This window comes from Pseudarthrobacter sp. 05T312 (assembly GCF_056396685.1).
Map to the genome: position 1 here is coordinate 185976 of NZ_JBFTLY010000006.1, position 20099 is coordinate 206074.

General features: G+C 67.0%; 19 protein-coding genes. 8 read left to right on the forward strand and 11 right to left on the reverse strand.

The window, feature by feature from the left end; all coding sequences use genetic code 11:
• Positions 1-12: 12 nt before the first annotated feature.
• A complete protein-coding gene (locus tag AC1DIP_RS11125) occupies positions 13-336 on the reverse strand; it encodes a hypothetical protein (RefSeq protein WP_477733765.1) in 324 nt (107 codons plus the stop codon).
• Between the two features lie 138 nt (positions 337-474).
• A complete protein-coding gene (locus AC1DIP_RS11130) occupies positions 475-816 on the reverse strand; it encodes a hypothetical protein (RefSeq protein ID WP_476208802.1) in 342 nt (113 codons plus the stop codon).
• Positions 817-905: 89 nt separating this feature from the next.
• Between AC1DIP_RS11130 and AC1DIP_RS11135 the strand changes: the two genes are divergently transcribed.
• On the forward strand, positions 906-1679 hold the full coding sequence (locus AC1DIP_RS11135) for an SDR family NAD(P)-dependent oxidoreductase (RefSeq protein ID WP_477733766.1): 774 nt from the start codon (positions 906-908) through the stop codon (positions 1677-1679).
• On the opposite strand, the gene AC1DIP_RS11140 is transcribed toward AC1DIP_RS11135, so the two are convergent.
• Together AC1DIP_RS11140 and AC1DIP_RS11145 are read right to left on the reverse strand one after the other, a co-directional pair.
• The gene (locus AC1DIP_RS11140; RefSeq protein ID WP_477733767.1) at positions 1647-2783 is read right to left on the reverse strand and encodes an FUSC family protein; all 1137 of its coding nucleotides are present in this window, start codon (positions 2781-2783) and stop codon (positions 1647-1649) included. The two genes, AC1DIP_RS11135 and AC1DIP_RS11140, sit on opposite strands and share 33 nt — an antisense overlap.
• A gap of 204 nt (positions 2784-2987) precedes the next feature.
• Positions 2988-4577 carry an MFS transporter gene (locus AC1DIP_RS11145; RefSeq protein WP_477733768.1) on the reverse strand — a complete coding sequence of 530 codons (1590 nt, stop codon included), beginning with the start codon at positions 4575-4577 and terminating at the stop codon, positions 2988-2990.
• Positions 4578-5011: 434 nt separating this feature from the next.
• On the opposite strand from AC1DIP_RS11145, the gene AC1DIP_RS11150 reads away from it, so the two are divergent.
• A complete protein-coding gene (locus AC1DIP_RS11150) occupies positions 5012-5266 on the forward strand; it encodes a hypothetical protein (RefSeq protein ID WP_477733769.1) in 255 nt (84 codons plus the stop codon).
• A 150-nt stretch (positions 5267-5416) separates the two neighbouring features.
• Here AC1DIP_RS11150 and AC1DIP_RS11155 read toward each other — a convergent pair whose 3' ends face one another.
• Positions 5417-7897 (reverse strand): ATP-dependent DNA ligase, encoded by a 2481-nt coding sequence (locus tag AC1DIP_RS11155; RefSeq protein WP_477733770.1) that lies wholly within the window; start codon positions 7895-7897, stop codon positions 5417-5419.
• A gap of 40 nt (positions 7898-7937) precedes the next feature.
• Here AC1DIP_RS11155 and ku point away from each other — a divergent pair, with 40 nt between their 5' ends.
• From ku to AC1DIP_RS11170, 3 genes are all read left to right on the forward strand, one after another.
• Positions 7938-9050, forward strand: coding sequence for a non-homologous end joining protein Ku (ku, locus tag AC1DIP_RS11160; RefSeq protein WP_477733771.1), 1113 nt, complete (start codon positions 7938-7940; stop codon positions 9048-9050).
• Between the two features lie 147 nt (positions 9051-9197).
• Positions 9198-10046: a class I SAM-dependent methyltransferase gene (locus AC1DIP_RS11165; protein ID WP_477733772.1), complete on the forward strand. Its 849-nt coding sequence runs from the start codon at positions 9198-9200 to the stop codon at positions 10044-10046.
• Positions 10043-10474, forward strand: coding sequence for an SRPBCC domain-containing protein (locus AC1DIP_RS11170; RefSeq protein ID WP_477733773.1), 432 nt, complete (start codon positions 10043-10045; stop codon positions 10472-10474). Before AC1DIP_RS11165 ends, AC1DIP_RS11170 begins: the two co-directional genes overlap by 4 nt.
• Before the next feature lie 120 nt (positions 10475-10594).
• Here the strand turns inward: AC1DIP_RS11170 and AC1DIP_RS11175 are convergent, their stop codons facing one another.
• The 5 genes from AC1DIP_RS11175 to AC1DIP_RS11195 all read right to left on the reverse strand — a co-directional run bounded on the left by AC1DIP_RS11175 (position 10595) and on the right by AC1DIP_RS11195 (position 15342).
• Positions 10595-10873 carry an HPr family phosphocarrier protein gene (locus AC1DIP_RS11175; protein WP_142131405.1) on the reverse strand — a complete coding sequence of 93 codons (279 nt, stop codon included), beginning with the start codon at positions 10871-10873 and terminating at the stop codon, positions 10595-10597.
• A 66-nt stretch (positions 10874-10939) separates the two neighbouring features.
• On the reverse strand, positions 10940-13039 hold the full coding sequence (locus AC1DIP_RS11180; protein WP_477733774.1) for a PTS fructose transporter subunit IIABC: 2100 nt from the start codon (positions 13037-13039) through the stop codon (positions 10940-10942).
• Between the two features lie 2 nt (positions 13040-13041).
• Entirely contained in the window at positions 13042-14022 is a 981-nt protein-coding gene (locus AC1DIP_RS11185) for a hexose kinase (RefSeq protein WP_476208819.1), read from the reverse strand.
• Positions 14019-14825: a DeoR family transcriptional regulator gene (locus AC1DIP_RS11190; protein ID WP_476211824.1), complete on the reverse strand. Its 807-nt coding sequence runs from the start codon at positions 14823-14825 to the stop codon at positions 14019-14021. Before AC1DIP_RS11190 ends, AC1DIP_RS11185 begins: the two co-directional genes overlap by 4 nt.
• Before the next feature lie 259 nt (positions 14826-15084).
• Positions 15085-15342, reverse strand: a complete 258-nt coding sequence (locus AC1DIP_RS11195) for a DUF6458 family protein (protein WP_141158415.1) — start codon at positions 15340-15342, stop codon at positions 15085-15087.
• Between the two features lie 175 nt (positions 15343-15517).
• On the opposite strand from AC1DIP_RS11195, the gene AC1DIP_RS11200 reads away from it, so the two are divergent.
• The 3 genes from AC1DIP_RS11200 (at position 15518) to AC1DIP_RS11210 (ending at position 19554) form a co-directional block, all read left to right on the forward strand.
• Positions 15518-16135 carry an alpha/beta hydrolase gene (locus AC1DIP_RS11200; RefSeq protein ID WP_477733775.1) on the forward strand — a complete coding sequence of 206 codons (618 nt, stop codon included), beginning with the start codon at positions 15518-15520 and terminating at the stop codon, positions 16133-16135.
• Between the two features lie 199 nt (positions 16136-16334).
• Positions 16335-17072 carry an HAD family hydrolase gene (locus AC1DIP_RS11205; RefSeq protein WP_477733785.1) on the forward strand — a complete coding sequence of 246 codons (738 nt, stop codon included), beginning with the start codon at positions 16335-16337 and terminating at the stop codon, positions 17070-17072.
• 136 nt (positions 17073-17208) lie between these two features.
• Positions 17209-19554 carry a glycoside hydrolase family 65 protein gene (locus tag AC1DIP_RS11210; RefSeq protein WP_477733776.1) on the forward strand — a complete coding sequence of 782 codons (2346 nt, stop codon included), beginning with the start codon at positions 17209-17211 and terminating at the stop codon, positions 19552-19554.
• Positions 19555-19660: 106 nt separating this feature from the next.
• On the opposite strand, the gene AC1DIP_RS11215 is transcribed toward AC1DIP_RS11210, so the two are convergent.
• The coding region (locus AC1DIP_RS11215; RefSeq protein WP_477733777.1) for a lipoyl synthase at positions 19661-20099 on the reverse strand (439 nt) is incomplete at its 5' end.

Consider the following 20099-nt stretch of genomic DNA (forward strand, 5'->3'; position numbering starts at 1 on the left):
GCCGGCTGCGGGTCAGCTGGCCAGGGCCTGGTCGCTGACCGCAGCCGCGGCACCTGGATCGTCAATGGTGAAGCCCCACGCGCAACGGTAGGTGACGATGCTCTCGGGGACGGAGCCGGGACGCAGGGCCACCACGGTGTTGCCGTCCACGTAGACGGGCTGCCGGACCGGAAGTTCGTCCGGATCGACGCGCTGCATAGGCGTACGGCAGTGCATGCGCGAGTTCAAGGTCATCAGCAACCCGGCGTCCACGGGTACGGTGGCGGACAAGAGCTGCCCAGCTGCCTCGGTGCGTTCCCCAGACGCCGTCAGCTGGTGTTCCATTGCGGTGGTCATTATGTTCTTCCTTGGGCTTCTTCACGGAACCGCCGGCGGTGGCAGCCCCGCCGCGAACTGCTTGCGGAGGTTCATCTATCACCACAAGCAAAGCATGCTTACTAAATGTTGCACAAGTTGCCGGTGGGAAATTGTTGCTCAGCCACGCCTGCGCTGCCACTCCCAGGCGTGCCAGAAAAGCAGTACGACCAGGGCCGCGAAGCCCATCAAGACCAGATGTGGCGCGAACGTGAACAGCACGAAGTCGAGGGACAAGCCGTTGCCCATGGGCCCTATGGACACCGGGCCCCGCAACAGGGTGCCCAGGCCCGCCGCAATCATGGCAGCGCACACCAGCCACAGCACCACGATGAACGGGTTGGGCGCCCGCAGTCTCTGTGCAACCACTTCCGGCCCAGCCCCGTCTGCCTCAGGCGCCACCGGCTGTCCGTGCCTGTCCACTTCACGGAATCCAAGCGTCCCGGATTTTTGCTGTTCCATGTTTCCCCCTCCACGGCGGCAGCCCGGCCGGCTGCCGGCGGTACCAGCCTAGCGGCCCGCAAAATACTCCCGCTGGCTAGGCTTGCAGCATGACGCCAACCAGCACCCGAACCACAGCACTCGTCACCGGCGCCAGCGCCGGCCTGGGCCACGAATTCGCAAAGCAACTCGCCGCCCAGGGGCATGACCTGGTGCTGGTGGCCCGCAATGCCTCCCGGCTCGCGGCAACGGCGGAGGAATTCCGGGGCCGCTATGGCATCTCGGCTGAGGTGCTCCCCGCGGACCTGACGAAGGATGACGACGTCGCCGCCGTCGTCGAACGCCTCAAAGACGCGGCACGGCCGGTGGGGATCCTGGTGAACAACGCCGGGATCGGCCTGCTGCACAACTTCGAGGACAACCACCCGGCGGAGGAGGCAAGCCACCTGAAACTGCACGCGGAAACGTCCATGGTGCTCACCCACGCTGCCCTCAAGGGCATGCTGGAACGCGGGGACGGCAGGATCATCAATGTGGCCAGCGTGGCCGCGTTCCTGCCGCGCGGCACGTACTCGGCTGCGAAGGCCTGGCTGGTGAGTTTCAGCCGGTGGGCCAACCTGGCCTACCGCAAGCGCGGCGTCAAGGTCACGGCTGTCTGCCCTGGGTTCACCCACACCGAATTCCACGACCGGATGGGAATGGACAAATCGGTGGCCCCGTCCTGGACGTGGCTGCGCGCGGAGCGGGTGGTCAGGGAAGGCCTGGCGGACAACGAACGCGGCAAGGCGGTGTCCGTCCCGTCCAAGCGCTACAAGATGGTGGCAGCGGTGGCCAAGGTGGCTCCGGCGCGGCTAATGGCCGGGCCGGCGCGGAAGCCGAAGTAGGCCGGAGTTCCTGTCCGTAGGGCGGGGAGTGCCCTTCTGCGGCCTCGAACCGGACCTGCGGACGGCCACCACCACCAGGATCCCCAGCAACGCGCCCACCAACGTCTCCACGGCCCGCTCGAGGATCAGGACCCTCGGTTCGATGGGGGAGGCCAGCTGGGTCATCAGCAGGATGACGGGGGTGAACCAGACCATGGCCAGGCCATAGTGCCGGGTCATGAACAGTTCAGTGGCGAATTGGAAGAGGATCACCAGCAGGGCCAGCACCACTGCCCGGTGCATTGGCTCCTGCAGCGCCGGGTACAGGGCGGACAGGGTCCACGGCCCCGGAATGAGGACGACGGCGGTGACCCCCAGCCCAAGGAACGTCCCCACGATGCGGTGGACACCCCGCCGGACGCTGCTGGGCAGGTCTGCCCCGGCCAGGGGGACGGCGGCCGCAGCCATGGCCCAATGCGGGTGGCCTGTGCCGCTGATGACGCCCACCGTCCCGGCAGCGCCCACCGCCAGGACGTACCGGGCGGCGTGCACTGACAATTCCCGGCGCCCCGCCGCCGAACGGCGCGGGACGCTCCGGGTGGCCCCTGGCTCCCAGGACCGGCGCCGCACCCAGCCGCTGAATCCAATCAGGATGGAGAACACGGACGATCCCACTGCGATCAGCAGGGCGGCGTACCAGGGGACTGCGGTGGGTACCGACGCACAGGCGCCCAGGGCGAGGATCCCGAAGAACGGTCCGTTCGGTTTCAGCCGCACCCTGTCCGCGTAGACCGAGCCGACGCCGGCCAGCGTGGCTTCCACCGCCACCAGCCACGAGGAATGGACGTGGTTGATGGACAGGGTTACTCCCACGGCCACGCCGGTGAGCAGGACCAGGGCACCCTGGCCCTGGTGGCGGAGCCGCAGCTGGTGCGGTTCCTGCCGGCCGTACATGCCGGTCAGCGCGCCGAAGACGGCGTAGACGATGAGGTCCGTGCGGCCCGCGGCCAGCAGGAGCAACGATGGGACAGCCACGCTGATGGCCACGCGGAGGGCGGCAAGGTGGTCTCCGTTGGCGGGTTCGAGCCGGTGGAGTGCGCGCACCTGCTCCTTTACGCGCTTCATGGTCGACCTGTCCTGTTTTTGGTGGTGTACTGCGGCCCGGGGGCCCTTGTGAACGTATCACCGCGCCGCGGGCACCGTCATCTGCTGTCAGTCATAAGGGGACATCAGGCGGGCACGCAAAGGCCCGCCCAGCATGCTTCCCCCAAGGAAGCACGCGGGACGGGCCTGTGAGCGTGGGCTACAAGAATGCCCGGGAGGCTGGGCCTATGCCCCGGCCGGGACCCCGCGGTGTGCGTGGGGGTCGGTGCCGTCCTGGGTGTCGAACGGCAGTTCGTCCAGGTTGATCAGCGGGTTCTCGTCCTGGGTCGCCACCAGTTCCTTGGCCTCTGCCTGGGTGTCAACGCTGGGCATCGATCCCGGGAGCGGCCGGTTGGCGGATTCCTTCAGGAAGTAGATGGCCACGGCGCCTACCAGGGAGGTGGCCATCAGGTAGTACGCCGGCATCATGTCGTTGCCGGTGGCCCCGATCAGCGCGGCCACGATGAACGGGGTGGTTCCGCCGAAGATGGCTACGGCGAAGTTGTAGGCAATGCCCATCGCTCCGTAACGGCTGGAGGTGGGGAACTGGGCCGGCAGTGCCGATGCCAGGTTGGCCACGTAAAAGGTCACAGGGAAAGCGATCAGCGCCAGGCCGGCGAGGGTGGACCAGATCTGCCCAACGCCAATCAGCATGAAGGCCGGGATGGCAAGGACGATAGTACTGACAGCGCCGATCCAGAGCACGGGGCGGCGGCCAATCCGGTCGGAGAGTTTGCCGGTCAGCGGGATGCAGAGGCTCATGACCACCAGGACGGGAATCGTCAGCAGCGTGCCGTGCACCTCGTCGTAGCCCTTGGACTCGGTCAGGTACGTGGGCATGTAGGACGTCAGCGCGTAGCCGGCAGTGTTGGCAGCGGCCACCACAACCATGGCCACAATGATGGGGCGCCAGTAGGCCTTGACAATTCCCACGGGTCCCTTGGCCGTTGCGGTGTCCCCGGCAGAGGCGTTCTTGGCGTTTTCTTCCTGGGCATCAAGGGTGGCCTGGAACTGCGGCGATTCCTCGATCTTGCTCCGGAAGTACACGGCGATCAGGCCCAGCGGGCCGGCCACGAGGAACGGGATGCGCCATCCCCAGTCCTCCATGGTGCCCTGGCCCAGGGCCAGCTGCAGGACAGACACCAGTGCGGCGCCGATCGCGAAGCCAAGGTAGCTGCCAAGGTCCAGGAAGCTGGCAAAGAAGCCGCGGCGCTTGTCAGCGGCGTATTCGCTGACGAACGTGGTGGCACCGGCGTACTCGCCGCCGGTGGAGAACCCCTGGATGACTTTGAGGAGCACCAGCAGGGCGGCCGCCCACAGCCCGATCTGGGCGTAGCCGGGCAGGAGGCCGACGGCGAACGTGCTGGCCGCCATGATCATCAGCGTGGTGGCCAGGATCTTCTGCCGGCCGATCTTGTCGCCCAGCCAGCCGAAGATCACGCCGCCCAGCGGACGGGCGATGAAGGTGGCGGCAAAGGTTCCCAGCAGGAACAGCGTCTGGGTGGTGGGATCGGATTCGGGGAGGAAGACCGGGCCCATGGTGGTGATGAGGTAGCCGAAAACACCTACGTCGTACCATTCCATGGTGTTGCCAACGATGGTTCCGCCGAGTGCCTTCTTCAGCATCGGCTGGTCAACCACGTTGACATCGGATTCCTTGAGCCGGCGGCGCGGCAGCAGCCTGGGCTTCTTGGCAGCCGCGGGGGCTGCCGGGTCGGTTCCGCGGGCGTTCCTGGCGCCAGCTGGAGAGTGGTTACTGCTTCGGTCTGTGGGCATTTGGGCAACTCCTGTGGAGGTCATTTGCTTGCGACTTGTAGCTGCCCCGCTCCGGGCAGGCCTTCAATTTTACGGGAAATCAGTATCGTTGGCTCGCCGGATGGCCTAGGATACGCCCGTTTGAACCCCCGGAAGGGGTGTGATCCGAAGATTTTTTCCGGCGGTTTTCCCGCGTAATCATTGGGAAGCAGGCTGACGATGCGGATTGTTACCGAACTTTTTCGTTTGCAGCCGGTTTCCGGGCTGTTTTGGGCTGCGTTGGCGCACCAAAGTGACCGCGGCCACCGTCCGTGAAGGGGGTTCACAGGAGCCTTTGACATGCCTATGGTAGAGCGATGAACACACTTCTTTCCGGGCGGTAGTCCACGCGCGCCCGGGCGCTTTTGGTTGGCGTTTCGTTTCAAGGAAGAACGAGGGAGAGAAGGAAACAGACCATGGAAGAATCCAGCCAGTTCCACATCAAGCCTGAGGTCGCGGACCACCTTGCCGCAGCCATGGACGCACCGTTGACGCCCGGCCCGGCCGCGCCCGGGGCCGTGCCCCTGGCCGGGCAGGGCGGTTGGCCGGACGGCTACGGGAACCGGCGGCACCCGAAGGACCGCAACGCGGGCCATGGGCGGATGGGCCACGAGGCCGCCGTGGTGGCGGTCCACCGGACCGGCCGGCCGCAGATGCCGCACTCGTCGTAGCCTGCGGCGGGCGCACCTGCAGCACCCTGCGATGCGCTCCCTGCATGTCGACACCTGAATGACCTGGCGCCCCGGAAAAATGGGGGCGCCAGGTCATTTGTGCGTCGTGGACCAGCTTGCGCGTCGAAAAACGGCTGCCGGGCGCCGGAGTCAGCTTTCCCGGACCACGTCCGACGGATCCTTGTCCACGCGCCAGCCCCGCCAGCGGGGATGCCGGAGCCTGCCCGGCCCCGTCCACTCGCTGTAGGTCACCTCGCCGACCAGCTCCGGTGACACCCAGTGCGCATCAGCGGAATCCGGGCGGGGGACGTCGTGGAAGGGTGAGGTTTTCCGGCCAAGGCGTTCCACCGTCTGCCGCAGTTCCGTGAGCTCCCGGCTGCTGAAACCGGACCCCACGCGGCCCACGTACTGCAGCTTGCCGCCGTCGGGAATGCCCACCAGCAGCGACCCCACGGTGTCCTGGCGGCCGCCCTTTCCCGGCCGCCAGCCACCCACCACCACCTCCTGGGTCTGCTCCGTCTTGAGTTTGATCCAGGTCCGGGTCCGCTGCCCGCTCACGTACCGGCTGTCCGTCCGCTTGGCCATCACCCCTTCAAGGCCAAGCTCCCGGGCGCTTTCGAGGAGGAGGTCCACGGATTCTTCGAGCACCGTGGACAGGTCCACCGGGCAGCCGGAGGGCACAAAAAATTCCTCCAGCCGCTGCCTCCGTGTGCTGAGGGGCAGCCGCCGAAGGTCCTTGCCGTCGTCGAAAAGGAGGTCGAACAGCATCAGCTGGACCGGGATGGCGGTGCGGGCTTTGGCGACGTCGGCCGCCCGGGTGAGTTTCATCCGTCCCTGCAGCAGGCCAAAGTCGGGCCTTCCGCCTGGCCCGACGGCGATAATCTCACCATCAGCCACGAACGGCTGCTCCGGCCAGGAGGCCCGGTCCGTGAACTCGGGATAGGTCTTGGTGACATCATTGCCGTTGCGGGAGAAGATGCGGACCTTCTCGCTGTCCGCCACCAGGAGGGCCCGGACCCCGTCCCACTTGAGTTCGTACTGCCACGAACTGCCCTGCAGGTCTGCCGCACCCCCGGCGGTGGCCATCATGGGTGCGTAGTCCAGGGGATTGGCGGACGCACTGGTGGCTGGTGCCGGGGCCGCGGCAGGCTCCTTGCCGCCGGCGTCCCGGGACGGTTCCTGTGCCGCCGCCGGAGCCGCATGCCGCCGTCGTCCGCCCCGCTGGTCCTGGTCCATCAGGTGGATGAGCCACTGGCCGCCGTCGTCCGTGCCCTGGCCGCGTCCGGTGTGGATGAGCGCCACTTTCCTGCTGCCGCCCAGGCCTCCGCCTTCGGATCCGGCCAGCGTGACGATGACTTCCTTGCCGTTGATCCACTTGTGCAGCTCATACGTGCCGGTGTCCCAGATGGTCATTTCACCCGCCCCGTACTGGCCCTTGGGAATGGTCCCGTGGAACGTGAGGTAGTCCATGGGATGGTCCTCGGTCTGGACCGCCAGGTGGTTCTTGTCCCCGGCCGCGGGAATGCCCTTGGGGAGGGCCCACGACGCCAGGACGCCTTCGTGTTCCAGCCGCAGGTCCCAGTGCAGCCGGCTGGCATGGTGCTCCTGGATGACAAAGCTGTTGCCGCCGGAGGGGATCCCCGCAAATGGTTCCGGTGTTTCCCGCGGGTCCCGCATGGAGCGGTACCTGCCCAGGCGCGGGTCGCCGTCGTGCGTGTCCTCCTGGCCGGCGGCACCTGCCGCAGCGTTGACGACGGCGGCGAACGGGTCCTTGCCGTCGCGCACCCGGCGCAGCACCTCCTGGTAGTCCAGGTGCTTGAGCTTCGGCGCCTGGATTTCCCGCCACGTCCGAGGGGCGGCCACCATGGGCGTGGGCCTGCCGCGCAGCGAATAGGGGACCACGGTGGTTTTCGCGGCATTGTTCTGGCTCCAGTCCACCAGCACCTTGCCCGTGCGGAGCGACTTCTTCATGTCGCTGACGGCGAGGTCCGGGTGGTCCGCCTCCAGCGCCCTGGCCAGTTCCCGGGCGAAGGCGGAGATTTGTTCCGAGGTCTGGGTCCCGTCCAGTGCCGCGTAGAGGTGGATGCCCTTGCTGCCGCTGGTGACCGGCACCGGGTCCAGGCCCACATCCTGCAGGATGGCCCGGGCCAAGAGGGCCACCTCGCGGCATTCCGGCAGTCCGGCGCCCTCGCCCGGGTCCAGGTCCAGCACCAGCCGGTCCGGGTTGAGCTGGTTGCCGTGCGAATCCACCCGCCACTGCGGCACATGGATTTCGAGCGAATTGATCTGGCCGAACCACGTCAGCGTGGCGGCGTCATTGACCAGCGGGTAATGGATGGTCCGGTCCTTGTGGGTGATCGCCGCCCGCGGCAGCCAGCCGGGCGCCGAATCCTCCAGGTCCTTCTGGAAGAACACCTCGCCCGGTTTGTCCGCGGTGCCCACGCCGTTGACCCACCGCTTGCGGGTTGCCGGGCGGTTCGCCGCCGCCGGGATCAGGACGTGGGCCACCGCGGCGTAGTACGCCAGCACGTCGGCCTTGGTGGTGCCGGTGTCCGGATAGATGATTTTGTCCAGGTTGGTGAGCGTCAGCTCACGTCCCGCCACCCGGACACGTTCCCTGCTACCTGCCACGGGTCTTCACCTCCGGCCCGCACTGATGTTGACTGTAGGAATGAGAGCCATCTGGAAAGGTGCCATCGCGTTCGGGCTGGTCAACGTGCCCGTGAAGGTCTACAGCGCCACTGAGGATCATGACATCAGTCTGCACCAGGTCCACAACGCCGACGGCGGCCGGATCCGCTACCAGCGCCGGTGCGAGGTCTGCGGTGAGGTGGTGGACTACTCGGATATCGAGAAGGCGTTCGAGGAGGACGGCCGCACGGTGGTGCTGTCCAAGGACGAGCTCAAGTCGATTCCCGCCGAGAACAGCCACGAAATCGAAGTGGTGCAGTTCGTTCCGTCCGAGCAGCTCGAACCCATGATGTTCGAGAAGAGCTACTACCTGGAACCCGATTCCAAGTCGCCCAAGGCCTACGTCCTGCTGCGCCGGGCGCTGGAAGACACGGACCGGGTGGCCGTTGTCCAGTTCGCGCTGCGGGAGAAGACGCGGCTGGGTGCCCTGCGGATCAAGGACGACGTCCTGGTGCTGCAGTCCCTGCTCTGGCCCGATGAGGTGCGGGAGGCAAGCTTCCCGTCCCTGGAAGCGGACATCAGGATCTCCGCACAGGAACGTGACATGTCAGCGGCCCTGGTGGAGTCCATGGCTGCCGACTTCGAGCCGGAGTCCTTCACCGATGAGTACCAGGTGCAGCTCCGCCAACTGATCGAGGCCAAGCTGGAACAGGGTGAATCGCTGGACACCGAGGAGACCTTCGGCGTCGAGGCCGGGGAAGGCGGCAAGGGCGAGGTCATCGACCTCATGGAGGCCCTCAAACGGAGCCTGGACCGGAAGCGCGGCGGCGGGGAAGGTGCCTCCACCGGCGGCGCGTCCGACGACGAAGCGGACACCGGGGACGATGAAGCTGCGGCTGCCAAACCTGCCCGCAAATCCTCAGCTGCGAAGACATCCGGCTCGAAAACAGCCGGTGCCCGATCGTCCACAACGAAGGCCCCGGATGCGAAGACCGGAACGGACGACGCGAAACCCGCCGCGAGATCCACGGCGTCCAAATCAGCAGCGTCCAAATCCACTCCGGCCAAATCCACCGCAGCCAAGTCCACCGCAGCCAAGTCCACCGCAGCCAAACCCGCCGCCAAGACCACCCGGGCCCGCAAGCCGGCCTGACCGGCTGGGCTGGACGGGGGCGCCTGCCGGCCGGCAACAGCGCCTTTACAGCAGCCTTCATCGCGTCCACAATGAGTCGCATCACGGCCTCCGCTGTGCCAACAGCGTGCTGTCACCGATGAACCGGACACGTAGAGGGGCACGGACATGAGCCAGCAGACCGATGCAGCGGAGGCGGACCAGGAGCTTAAGAAGAAGCACCGGGCCATGTGGGCGTCGGGGGACTACCCGGCCCTGGCGGATGAGATGCTCCTGGAACTCGGAGCCGTCCTGGTGGAGGCCTGCGGCATCAGGTCGCGCCAGCGGGTGCTGGATGTTGCCGCGGGAACCGGGAACGCGGCTATTCCGGCAGCCATGATGGGCGCCAAAGTGGTGGCCAGCGACCTCACCCCGGAGCTTTTCGAGGCGGGGCGGCGGGAAGCTGCAAACCGGGGCGTCAGCCTGGAGTGGCAGGAAGGGGACGCCGAAGCCCTGCCGTTCGGCGATGCGGAATTCGACGCGGTGATGTCCTGCATCGGCGTGATGTTTGCACCCCATCACCAGGCCGCCGCCGACGAATTGCTCCGGGTCTGCAAACCCGGCGGTTCCATTGGCCTGCTGTGCTGGACGCCGGAGGGTTTCGTCGGGCAGATGTTGGCCGCCCTGAAGCCTTTCGCCCCGCCGCCCCCGCCGGGCGCGCAGCCGGCCCCGCTGTGGGGGAGCGAAGAGCATGTCCGTGAACTGCTGGGCGCCAGGATCACGGACGTCCACACCCGCAAGCAGAACCTGGCCGTCAGGAGCTTCCACCAGCCCGGGGACTTCGTCAGGTACTTCAAGTCGCACTACGGGCCCATCATCTCCGTGTACAAGTCGCTCGCCGAGGACCAGGAAAAGGTCAAGGCCCTGGACAAGGCCTTGACCGACCTTGCGGATTCCTTCGGTGACGCGCACGGCGATTCCCCGTTCCAGATGGAGTGGGAGTACCTGCTCTTCACGGCAAGAAAGGCTGCAGCATGACCGAAAACCATGTGGCAACGTCCGTCACCACCATCGACGCCGCGCCGGACCGTGTGTGGGAGGTGATTACCGACCCCGCCGCCGTAAAGGAGTTCATGTTCGGGGCCACCCTGCAGACCGACTGGAAGGTCGGCAGCCCCATCACCTGGCAGGGTGAGTGGGAGGGGAAGCCCTTCCAGGACAAGGGCCGGATTGTGGCGGTGGAACCCGGCCGGAAACTGGTGTACACCCACTTCAGTCCCTTGTCCGGCCAGGCGGACCAGCCGGAGAACTACCACACGCTCGAATGGACGTTGGAGGACCAGGGCGGTGCCACGAAGCTTTCGCTGTCGCAGGACAACAACCCCAGCGAGGAAGCAGCCGCGCACTCCAAGGGCATGTGGGACAAGCTCGTGGCGGACGTAAAGGCGCTCGCCGAGCGCGCCTGACTGCTGCCCGCCCGGCCGGGCGGAAGGCTTAAAGCCAAGCGGCCGTCGTCGGACGTTTCCCTTTCGGAGGAAAGCCCGACGGCGGCCGCCGGCGTTGCGCTGCTTGCGGCAGCGTGGCTGCTACTCGGCGTCGTGGTCCGTTTCCAGGATCTGCACCAAGCGGTCCAGCGCGTCGTCCGCGCCCGCACCTTCGGCGCGGAGGACCACCACGTCGCCGTGCGAGGCGCCCAGGCTCATGAGGGACAGGATGCTGGCGGCATCCATCGCCTCATCGGCCGGCTCGCCTTCACGGGCAATGGTGATGTCCAGGTCGAACTCTCCGGCTGCCTCGGCAAAGATGGCGGCCGGGCGGGCGTGCAGGCCCACGCGGCTGGCAACGGTTGCGGTGCGTTCTGGCATTTTTGCTCCTTTAGTCTTTCGGCGTGCTGATGGTTCAGCGCCGGGAAGGTATGTGGCTAAACCGGATCAGACGGTTACGGGAACCGGTTCAACCGTATCAACGGTCTTCTTGACTGCCCAGCGCTTCAGGGCGATGACCGAGAGGGCGGTGATCACCGTACCGACGGCGATCGATACGACGAACATCAGGAAGTTGTCGATGGCGAAGAAGACGAACAGGCCGCCGTGCGGTGCCTTGGATCCGACGCCGGCAGCCATGGAGATGGCGCCGGTCACCGCGCCGCCCAGCATGCTGGCGGGGATGACGCGCAGCGGGTCGGCGGCGGCGAACGGGATGGCGCCTTCGGAGATGAAGGACGCGCCCAGCAGCCACGCTGCCTTGCCGTTTTCCTGCTCCGCCAGGCTGAAGAGCTTCTTGTTCAGGACGGTGGAAGCCAGCGCCATGGCCAGCGGCGGAACCATGCCCGAAGCCATGACGGCGGCCATGATCTGCCACGGTGCCTGGTTGTCGATGGTTGCGGCACCGAGGCCGGCGACGGCGAAGGAGTAGGCGACCTTGTTGACCGGGCCACCGAGGTCGAAGCACATCATCAGGCCGAGGATCACGCCGAGGGCGATGGCCCCTGCACCGGTGAGTCCGGAGAGCCAGGAGTTCAGGCCGTTGGTGATGGCGACGATGGGGCCGCCCAGGATCAGGAACATCAGGCCGGATGCCACCAGGGAGGCCAGCAGCGGGATGATCACCACGGGCATCAGGCCGCGCAGCCAGCGTGCCACCTGCAGGCGGCCAACGACGTGGGCGATGTAGCCGGCCAGCAGGCCGCCGACGATGCCGCCCAGGAAGCCGGCACCCATGAACCCGGCTACGGCACCGGCGACGAAGCCGGGGGCGATGCCCGGGCGGTCAGCGATGGCGTAGGCGATGTAGCCGGCAAGTGCCGGCACCAGGAATCCGAGGGACAGGGCGCCGATCTTGAACAGGACGGCGCCGAGGTAGGCGCCCAGCGGGCCCCAGGCGTTGTCCGGGAACTGGGTAGGCAGGTTGAACAGGCTGTTCTGGACAACGATGGTGTCCGCGTACTTGGTGATCAGGTAGCCGCCCATCAGGAAGCCGAGCGCGATCAGCAGGCCACCGCCGGCCACGAACGGAATCATGTAGCTGACGCCGGTAAGCAGGGCCTTCTTGAGCTTCTGGCCGATGTGCTCACCCTTTTCCTCAGCCTCGTGCTCGGCCTGCTCCTCCGCGCCGAAGTGCGGGACGCGGCGGGCGTGGGGGTTGTCGGCGGCGGCGAGTGCTTCCTGGACCATCTTGTCCGGTTCGTCGATGCCGCGCTTTACGGGGGCGTTGATGACGGGCTTGCCGGCGAAGCGTTCCTTGCCGCGCACGTCCACGTCCACGGCGAAGATGACGGCGTCTGCTGCGGCGATGACCGCGGGGTCCAGTGCCTTGGCGCCGGAGGAACCCTGGGTTTCCACCTGCAGGTCTACGCCTACTTCCTTGGCGGCTGCCACCAGGGAGTCGGCCGCCATGTAGGTGTGGGCGATGCCGGTGGGGCATGCGGTCACCGCTACGAGGCGCTTGGGTCCGCGAGAGGCGGAGCCGGTGGATGACCCTGCAGCAGCGCCCGCGGCACTGGCACCTGCGGCTCCGGCAGTTGCGCCGGCGCCCACGGGCACTGCGTCAGCCGGGGCGGTTGCGGCGTGCGCGGCAGGCTTGTCCGCCAGTGCACCCTCCACGAGCTCCACAATCTCCGCCTCGGAGGAGGCGTTGCGGAGGGCCGCGGTGAAGTCCTTCTTGATGAGGGACCGGGCCAGCTTGGAGAGCAGCTTCAGGTGCTCCTGGTCCGCCCCGTCCGGAGCGGCGATGAAGAACACCAGGTCAGCGGGGCCGTCCTTGGCGCCGAAGTCCACCTTCGGATTCAGGCGGGCCATGGCCAGGGTGGGTACGGTGACGGCGGCAGAGCGGCAGTGCGGGATGGCGATGCCGCCGGGGATGCCCGTGGCGGTCTTCTGCTCGCGGGCGAACGCATCGGCGAAGAGGCCTTCGACTTCTGATGCGCGTCCGGTGGCAGCTACCTTGCTTGCCAGATGCCGGATCACCGTCTCGGGGGCGTTGCCCAGGTTCTGGTCGAGCTCGACCAGGTCCGTGGTGATGAGCTGGGTCACTGTCAATCCTTTCGAAGGGCCGTGATGGTTACGGCATCCGGGGTGGTTTGGTTTACTGCCGGCACAGTGGAACCCGGCAGCGAGGCAGCGGCGGCACCGTGGGCCACCGCCTGGCGAAGGCAGTCGGCGGGGGCGGCGCCCCGGCCGTGGGCAAGCAGGTAGCCGGCAAGCGCGGAGTCGCCCGCGCCCACCGTGCTGACTGCGGCGACCGGCGGGTGCGTGGCCAACCACGCGCCGTCGGCCGTGACGAGGACAGCTCCCTTGGAACCGAGAGTTGCCAGCACAGCACCCACACCGGAACGTACGACGGCGGCTGCGGCGGCTGCGGCAGCCGTTGGGTCCGCTTCCAGTTCGTCACCGGATGCCGGGGGGAAGCCGGCAGCTGCGGCCAGCTCAGCCAGTTCCTCGGCGTTGGGCTTCAGGAGGTCCGGCATGCCTTCCGCGCCACCGGTGAGGGCGGCGGCGAGGGGCAGTCCGGACGAGTCGACGGCGATGCGCGGGGCGGCGCCGTCGGCGGAGGAACGCAGGCGGTGGGCAACCGTCGCGTAGAAGTCTGCAGGGAATCCGGGCGGCAGCGAACCTGCCAGGACCACCCAGCCGGCACCGCGGGAGCTTTCCACCAGGAGCTTGATGAGGGCTTCCTGCTGGTTCTCATCCAGCGCGGGGCCGGGCTCGTTGATCTTGGTGGTTACACCGCCGGGCTCGGTGAGCGCCACGTTGGTGCGCAGCGGCTCGTCGATGGGAAGTGACACGAACGGCACCGCGCTTTCGCGCAGGCCGGCCAGGACGGGATCGCTGTCCGCGCCGGGGAGGACGGCGAGGGAGTCCAGCCCGGAGGCCACCAGGGCGCGGGAGACGTTGACGCCCTTGCCGCCGGACTCCTGCCGGACGGAGACGGCGCGCTGGACCTCGCCGCGTTCCAGCGGGCCCGGGAGGGCTACGGTGCGGTCAAGGCTGGGGTTGGCGGTGAAGGTGACGATCATGCGACCACCACATCAACGCCGGCCTCTTCCAGGGCTGCTGCGAGTTCAGGTCCGGGTTCACTGTCTGTTATCAAGGTGTCCAGATCTTTCAGGGAGGCGAACTGGACCAGGGTTTCCGTGTCCAGCTTGGAGGAGTCGGCCAGCACCACAATGCGGCGTGCCGACTGGACGAAGGCTGCCTTGACGGCGGCTTCTTCAGGATCGGGAGTGCTGACGCCGAAGGTGGCGTGGATGCCGTTGGTCCCGATGAATGCGATATCAGGGCGGATACTGGCGGCAGCGTTGACCGTTGCCTGCCCCACGGCCACCTGGGTGAGGCCGCGGACCCGGCCGCCCAGGATCTGCAGGGCAATACCGGGAACGTTGGAGAGCTTGCCGGCAATGGGTACAGCGTGGGTGATGACGACCAGTTCGTGCCGGGGGCCGGTTCCGTCGGAGGGCTCGACGGCGGCCCGGCGGCCCAGCAGGTCGGCAAGGACCTCGGTGGTGGTTCCGCCGTCCATCAGGACGCTGGCCGAGGAGTTCCGGGGTATGAGGGCGAGCGCTGCCTCGGCGATGCGGACCTTCTGGTCCGGCCGCTGGATGGCCCGTTCGGTGACGCTTTCTTCCGTGGTGCTGAAGCGGTCTGCGGCCACGGCACCGCCATGGACGCGGCGGACCGTGCCGGCGTTTTCCAGGGCGGCGAGGTCCCTCCGCACCGTTTCGGTGGTGATGCGGAAGCGCTCAGCCAACAGGGTCACACTGACCCGGCCGCTGCCGGCGACAAGCTCGGCAATCTGCTGCTGGCGCTCTTCGGCGAACACGTACCCTCCGTTGCGTAGGTCCTGCTGGGTGCCCGCCTGTTCCGTTCCCGGCTTCGGCGTGACTGGCATCACATTGATGTTGAGTTACTTGACTTTATCTTTGCTTCTGTTGGTTTGTCAATGGAAACCAACATGAAACAAGATCGAGCCTGAAATCTTTTCGGGGGCGCGAAAAAGCCGGGCCGGACCCTTGAAGGTCCGGCCCGGCTCTCCGGTTCATTGGTGACGCCCCGGGATCCCCGTCCCTGCCTGAGCCAGGCTAGATGCCGCCGTCCCGGCTTTCGTGCCGCGTGATGCGTTCGCCGGTGTTGGGGTCGATGACGGAACGCGATTCGCTGACCCGGCGGCTGCGGCCGGGGGAAGCGAGGATCAGGGACGCGATCAACCCGATCACGCCCACGGCCATCAGGATGTACCCCACCAGTTGCTGGTCCACGAAGGGGATCAGTCCGGGGGCTACCGCCCAAGCGAGGATGGCGCCAAGGGCGATGAGGAAGATTGATGAGCCGATTCTCATGACTTGCTCCTTATGGCCGCGGCCTGCACGGCGTTGGTAGGGCGATACGGGAAGGTGGTACGTACACTGCCAAAAGCTAAGCCTGCTGTCTGTCAAGCGTCACGCTACCTCCCGGCCATTCCCGTTTCAATCACCCTGCCGGGACGGCGTGCTTCCGCGTGGTTAGGCTTGACCAGTGGAAACAGTTGTGTGGTCCCGGCCGGAAGGCCAGCGAGCCGGCACTCCCTTGCTGGTGATGATGCATGGTTACGGCACGGATGAGTCGCGGATGGTGCGCCTGTTCGAGTACCTGCCGCAGGAGTTCACCTTCGCCGCGCTGCGGGCCCCGATGCCCATCGGTGACCACTGGGGCTGGTTCCTGCTCGACTACTTCCTGGCGAACGATTTCGCTGATGTCATCTCTGCCGCCACTGCGGTCCGGACCTGGATCAATGGAGTGAGGGACCAGCACAGCAGCGTCACCCTGATGGGGTATTCGCAGGGCATGGCCATGGCCAGCACGCTCCTGCGGCTGCATCCCGATGACTACAGGGCCGTGGTGGGACTGTCCGGATTCGTCCTCAATAACGAACTCCTTTCGATGACGGATGCCTTCGATGACAAGCCGCCCTTTTTCTGGGGCCGCGACAAGGCGGACCTGGTGATCAACGAGGATGCAGTGGCTTACACCGCGGAGTGGCTGGATAAGAACACGCAGCTGACGGCGCGGACCTACCCGGGGATGGGGCACGCAATGTCCAAGGCCGAAATGGTGGACGTCAGCGCGTTCCTGCGCCACTACGTCCTCCGCTGACCATGTACCGGCCCAAAAATGGTAGGAAAGAACAGTTGCCAGCGAAATTTGCAAGCGCTTACACTCGTCTACGGCCATGATCGGTCCTGCAGTGGGCGGACAAGGAAGTGATGCTGCACGCATGAGGCGCAGCCGAACCATCCTTCAGGCTGCCCGGCAGGGCCGGCTGTCCATCAACCGAAAGGACACCGCACTGCCGATGACACTGGAAACTGCAGCCAAGCCCGCCGACTGGACCGGCGCCGCGGCAATCCTGTTTGACCTGGACGGGGTCCTGACCCCGACGGCCACCGTCCACGAGCGTGCCTGGCAGGAATTGTTCGACGGCTACCTTGCCTCGCATCCCGATGTCCCCGGATACCGGGAAAGCGACTACTTCGACCATATCGACGGCAAGCCCCGCTTCGACGGAGTCCGGGACTTCCTGGCTTCCCGGGGAATCACGCTGCCGGAAGGCCCCCTTGACGACGATCCGGCCAACGAAACCGTCCATGGCCTGGGCAACCGCAAGAACGCCATCTTCAGTGACATCGTGAGTGCCGGCGTCGAACCGTTCGAAGGCTCGGTGCGCTTCCTCGAAGCCGCGCTTGCCCGCGGACTCAAGGTCGCCGTCGTCTCTTCCTCCCGCAACGCCCCCGCAGTCCTGGAAGCCGCCGGCCTCAGCCGCCACTTCCCGGTAGTGGTGGACGGCGTGGTGGCCGCGGAGCAGGGCCTGCCCGGCAAGCCAAGCCCCGCCACGTACGACTACGCAGCCAAACTGCTGGACCTCTCCAGCCCGGTGTGCGTAGTGGTCGAGGACGCAGTGTCAGGGGTCCAGGCCGGACGTGCGGGCTCCTTCCACTCCGTCATCGGCGTGGACCGGGGCGCGGGCCGCCAGACGCTCCTCGACGCCGGCGCCACCCTGGTGGTCAGCGACCTCCAGGAACTCATCCCCTAAACTCCGCAGGACCCGTTGCCTTCCCCGGGGCAACACCGCTGCTTCCCCGGCAGCGCCCATCCGAGTACCGCCCTTCCCCCGAATACTCCGTGCCGGCCAGCCCGGCACCACAGCAAGGCCAAAAGGACCCCCAACCATGGCACTTATTTCCGCGGACCGCGACCGGTTCCCCGACACTCCCTGGCAGCTCCTCGAAAGGCGCTACGAACCCGACGCGGCGGGCACCCTCGAGACCCTGTTTGCCCTGGGCAACGGGCACCTGGGCATCCGGGGGGCCCACTGGGCAGTGGCCGATGCCGAACTGCCGGGCAGCTTCATCAACGGCCTGCACGAGATCTGGGACATCAAGCACGCCGAAAATGCCTTTGGCTTTGCCCGTACGGGCCAGCGCATCCTTTACATCCCGGACGCCAACAACTTCGCGGTGGTGGTGGATGGCGAAAACCTGACCCTCGCCGAATCGGAGGTGCAGGAATACCGGCGCAGCGTCGACTTCTCCACCGGGATCTACGAGTGCCGCATCACATGGCAGTGCCGGTCCGGCGCCACGGTGACCACCACGGAACGCCGCGCCGTTGGCTATGAGTCCCGCGGCAGCCTGGGCATCTCGCTGGAGGTGGCCGCGGACCGGCAAATCTCCCTGGACGTCACCTCCGCCGTGATCAACCGCCAGGACCAGCCGGTGGAAGACCACTCCGTGCACGATCCCCGCCGCGCCGGACGCCACGCCGGCAGGGTGCTGCTCCCTGTGCGGCTAGACGGCGGAGACGGGTCACTGCGGTTGTCCTGGGAAGCGGCCGAATCCAAGCAGCGCGTAGGCCTCGCAGTGGACCACTGGACCTCCGCCGGGCACCAGCCCTTTGAAACCGTGGTGGACCAGGACCACAGCACCGTCCGCTACGTCCTGGCGGTTGATGCCGGCGAGCCGTTCCGGCTGGAGAAAAGCGTCAGCTACGCGGCCGGGCGCAGCATCCAGGACCCGGACGTGGACGCGGCTGCAGTGGCTGAGGAAGCCCTCAGCCCGGTGGACAGCATCTTTGCCGAGAGCATGGCCCACTACCGCGGCTACTGGGCCACCTCCGACATCGTGGTGGAGGGCGGCCGGCCCGGGCTGCAGCAGGCCATCCGCTGGAACCTGTTCCAGCTGGCCCAGGGGACGGCGCGCGCAGATGTTGCCGGCATCCCGGCCAAGGGCGTAACAGGCTCGGGCTACGAGGGGCACTACTTCTGGGACCAGGAGGTGTACCTGCTGCCGTACCTCACCTACACCAACCCCGACGGCGCCCGGCAGGTCCTCGAGTTCCGCCACGGCATGCTTCCCGAGGCCAGGATCCGCGCCAAGGAACTGAGCGTGGACGGCGCCCTTTTCCCGTGGCGCACCATCAACGGGCTCGAGGCCAGCGCCTACTACGCCGCCGGGACCGCCCAGTTCCACATCGCCGCCGCCATCGCCTTCGCCACCAACAGGTACCTCTGGGCTACCGGGGATGCCGCGTTCCGGGACGGCATGGGTGCGGAACTGCTGATCGAGACGGCCCGGATGTGGATCTCCCTGGGCTTCTTTGGCAAGGACGGCCTCTTCCATATCCACGGCGTCACCGGCCCTGACGAGTACACGGCCGTGGTGAACGACAACCTGTACACCAACGTCATGGCCCGCTTCAACCTGCGCGCTGCCGCGGCGCTCGAGCACGCCGGCATCACCCAGGAGGAGCGCCAGTTGTGGGAAGCCGCCGCCAGCCGCATGCAGCTGCCGTTCGATGACCGGATGCAGGTGCACTCGCAGGACAACGACTTCATGACCCTGGAAGCCTGGGACTGGACCACGCCCCGGTCGAAGTACCCGCTGCTCCTGCACTTCCACCCGCTGGTGATCTACCGGCACCAGGTCCTGAAGCAGGCGGACACGGTCCTGGCCATGTTCCTGCAGTGGCAGGACTTCACCGCCGGCGAAAAGCAGCGGGCCTTCGACTTCTACGACCCCATCACCACCGGCGACTCAACGCTCTCCGCCTGCGTCCAGGGGATCATGGCCGCCGAGGTGGGCTATTCGAGGGAGGCCCTGGAGCACTTTACGAATGCCGCGTTCATCGACCTCGACGACACGCACGGCAATTCGATCGACGGCGTGCACATCGCCTCCGCCGGGGGAGTGTGGAGCTCGCTGGTCTGCGGGTTCGCGGGTATGCGGGACCAGGGCCCGGTTCCGTACTTCGATCCCCGCCTGCCTGCGGAGTGGGAAGGCTTGGCCTTCCACCTGAAGATCCGGAACCGCCTGCTGTTGGTCCAGCTCGCCGCCGGATCCATCACCCTGACGGTCCAGGACGGCGGGCCGCTGGAGGTGGATGTCCGCGGCCGGCGGGTGACGGTGGACAACACGCCCGTGCAGCTGCCGTTGGAGCCCGTGGTGGAACCGGAACCCACGGTGTTCCCCAGCGGGCTGCCGACGGCGAGCATCCCCGTGGTGCGCGGCAACAGCTGAGCGAATTGTCCTGCAGCGCCCCGGCAGCCTCGCTGGGCCGCACCAACTTTCCTGCCGACGTCCGGCCTGGTGCCCCCCAAACAACACCAGGCCGGAAGGCAGTGGCCTAGCCTGCGAGGAGGGTGGCGGCTTCCTGGCGGGTGGTGCCGGAGTCTTGGATGCCTTCTGCGATGTGGGCGAGTTCGGCGGGGATGTCGCGGCCTTTTTTGCGCATGGCGGTGGCCCAGAGGCGGCCGGCGCGGTAGGAGGAGCGGACCAGGGGGCCGGACATGACGCCGAGGAAGCCGATTTCTTCGGCTTCATGCTGCAGGTCCACGAATTCCTGGGGTTTGACCCAGCGGTCCACGGGGAGGTGCCGTTCGGAGGGGCGGAGGTACTGGGTGATGGTGATCAGGTCGCAGCCGGCGGCGTGGAGGTCGCGGAGGGCTTCGCTGATTTCTTCGCGGGTTTCGCCCATGCCCAGGATGAGGTTGGATTTGGTGACCATGCCCAGGTTCCGGCCCTGGGTGATGACGTCCAGGGAGCGTTCGTAGCGGAACGCGGGG

Coding starts and splice junctions, on each gene's coding strand:
- AC1DIP_RS11125 (WP_477733765.1), bottom strand. CDS start 336: ATGACCACCGCAATGGAACACCAGCTGACGGCGTCTGGGGAACGCACC.
- AC1DIP_RS11205 (WP_477733785.1), top strand. CDS start 16,335: ATGACACTGGAAACTGCAGCCAAGCCCGCCGACTGGACCGGCGCCGCG.
- AC1DIP_RS11130 (WP_476208802.1), bottom strand. CDS start 816: ATGGAACAGCAAAAATCCGGGACGCTTGGATTCCGTGAAGTGGACAGG.
- AC1DIP_RS11185 (WP_476208819.1), bottom strand. CDS start 14,022: ATGATCGTCACCTTCACCGCCAACCCCAGCCTTGACCGCACCGTAGCC.
- AC1DIP_RS11195 (WP_141158415.1), bottom strand. CDS start 15,342: ATGAGAATCGGCTCATCAATCTTCCTCATCGCCCTTGGCGCCATCCTC.
- AC1DIP_RS11135 (WP_477733766.1), top strand. CDS start 906: ATGACGCCAACCAGCACCCGAACCACAGCACTCGTCACCGGCGCCAGC.
- AC1DIP_RS11140 (WP_477733767.1), bottom strand. CDS start 2,783: ATGAAGCGCGTAAAGGAGCAGGTGCGCGCACTCCACCGGCTCGAACCC.
- ku (WP_477733771.1), top strand. CDS start 7,938: ATGAGAGCCATCTGGAAAGGTGCCATCGCGTTCGGGCTGGTCAACGTG.
- AC1DIP_RS11170 (WP_477733773.1), top strand. CDS start 10,043: ATGACCGAAAACCATGTGGCAACGTCCGTCACCACCATCGACGCCGCG.
- AC1DIP_RS11165 (WP_477733772.1), top strand. CDS start 9,198: ATGAGCCAGCAGACCGATGCAGCGGAGGCGGACCAGGAGCTTAAGAAG.
- AC1DIP_RS11210 (WP_477733776.1), top strand. CDS start 17,209: ATGGCACTTATTTCCGCGGACCGCGACCGGTTCCCCGACACTCCCTGG.
- AC1DIP_RS11150 (WP_477733769.1), top strand. CDS start 5,012: ATGGAAGAATCCAGCCAGTTCCACATCAAGCCTGAGGTCGCGGACCAC.
- AC1DIP_RS11175 (WP_142131405.1), bottom strand. CDS start 10,873: ATGCCAGAACGCACCGCAACCGTTGCCAGCCGCGTGGGCCTGCACGCC.
- AC1DIP_RS11145 (WP_477733768.1), bottom strand. CDS start 4,577: ATGCCCACAGACCGAAGCAGTAACCACTCTCCAGCTGGCGCCAGGAAC.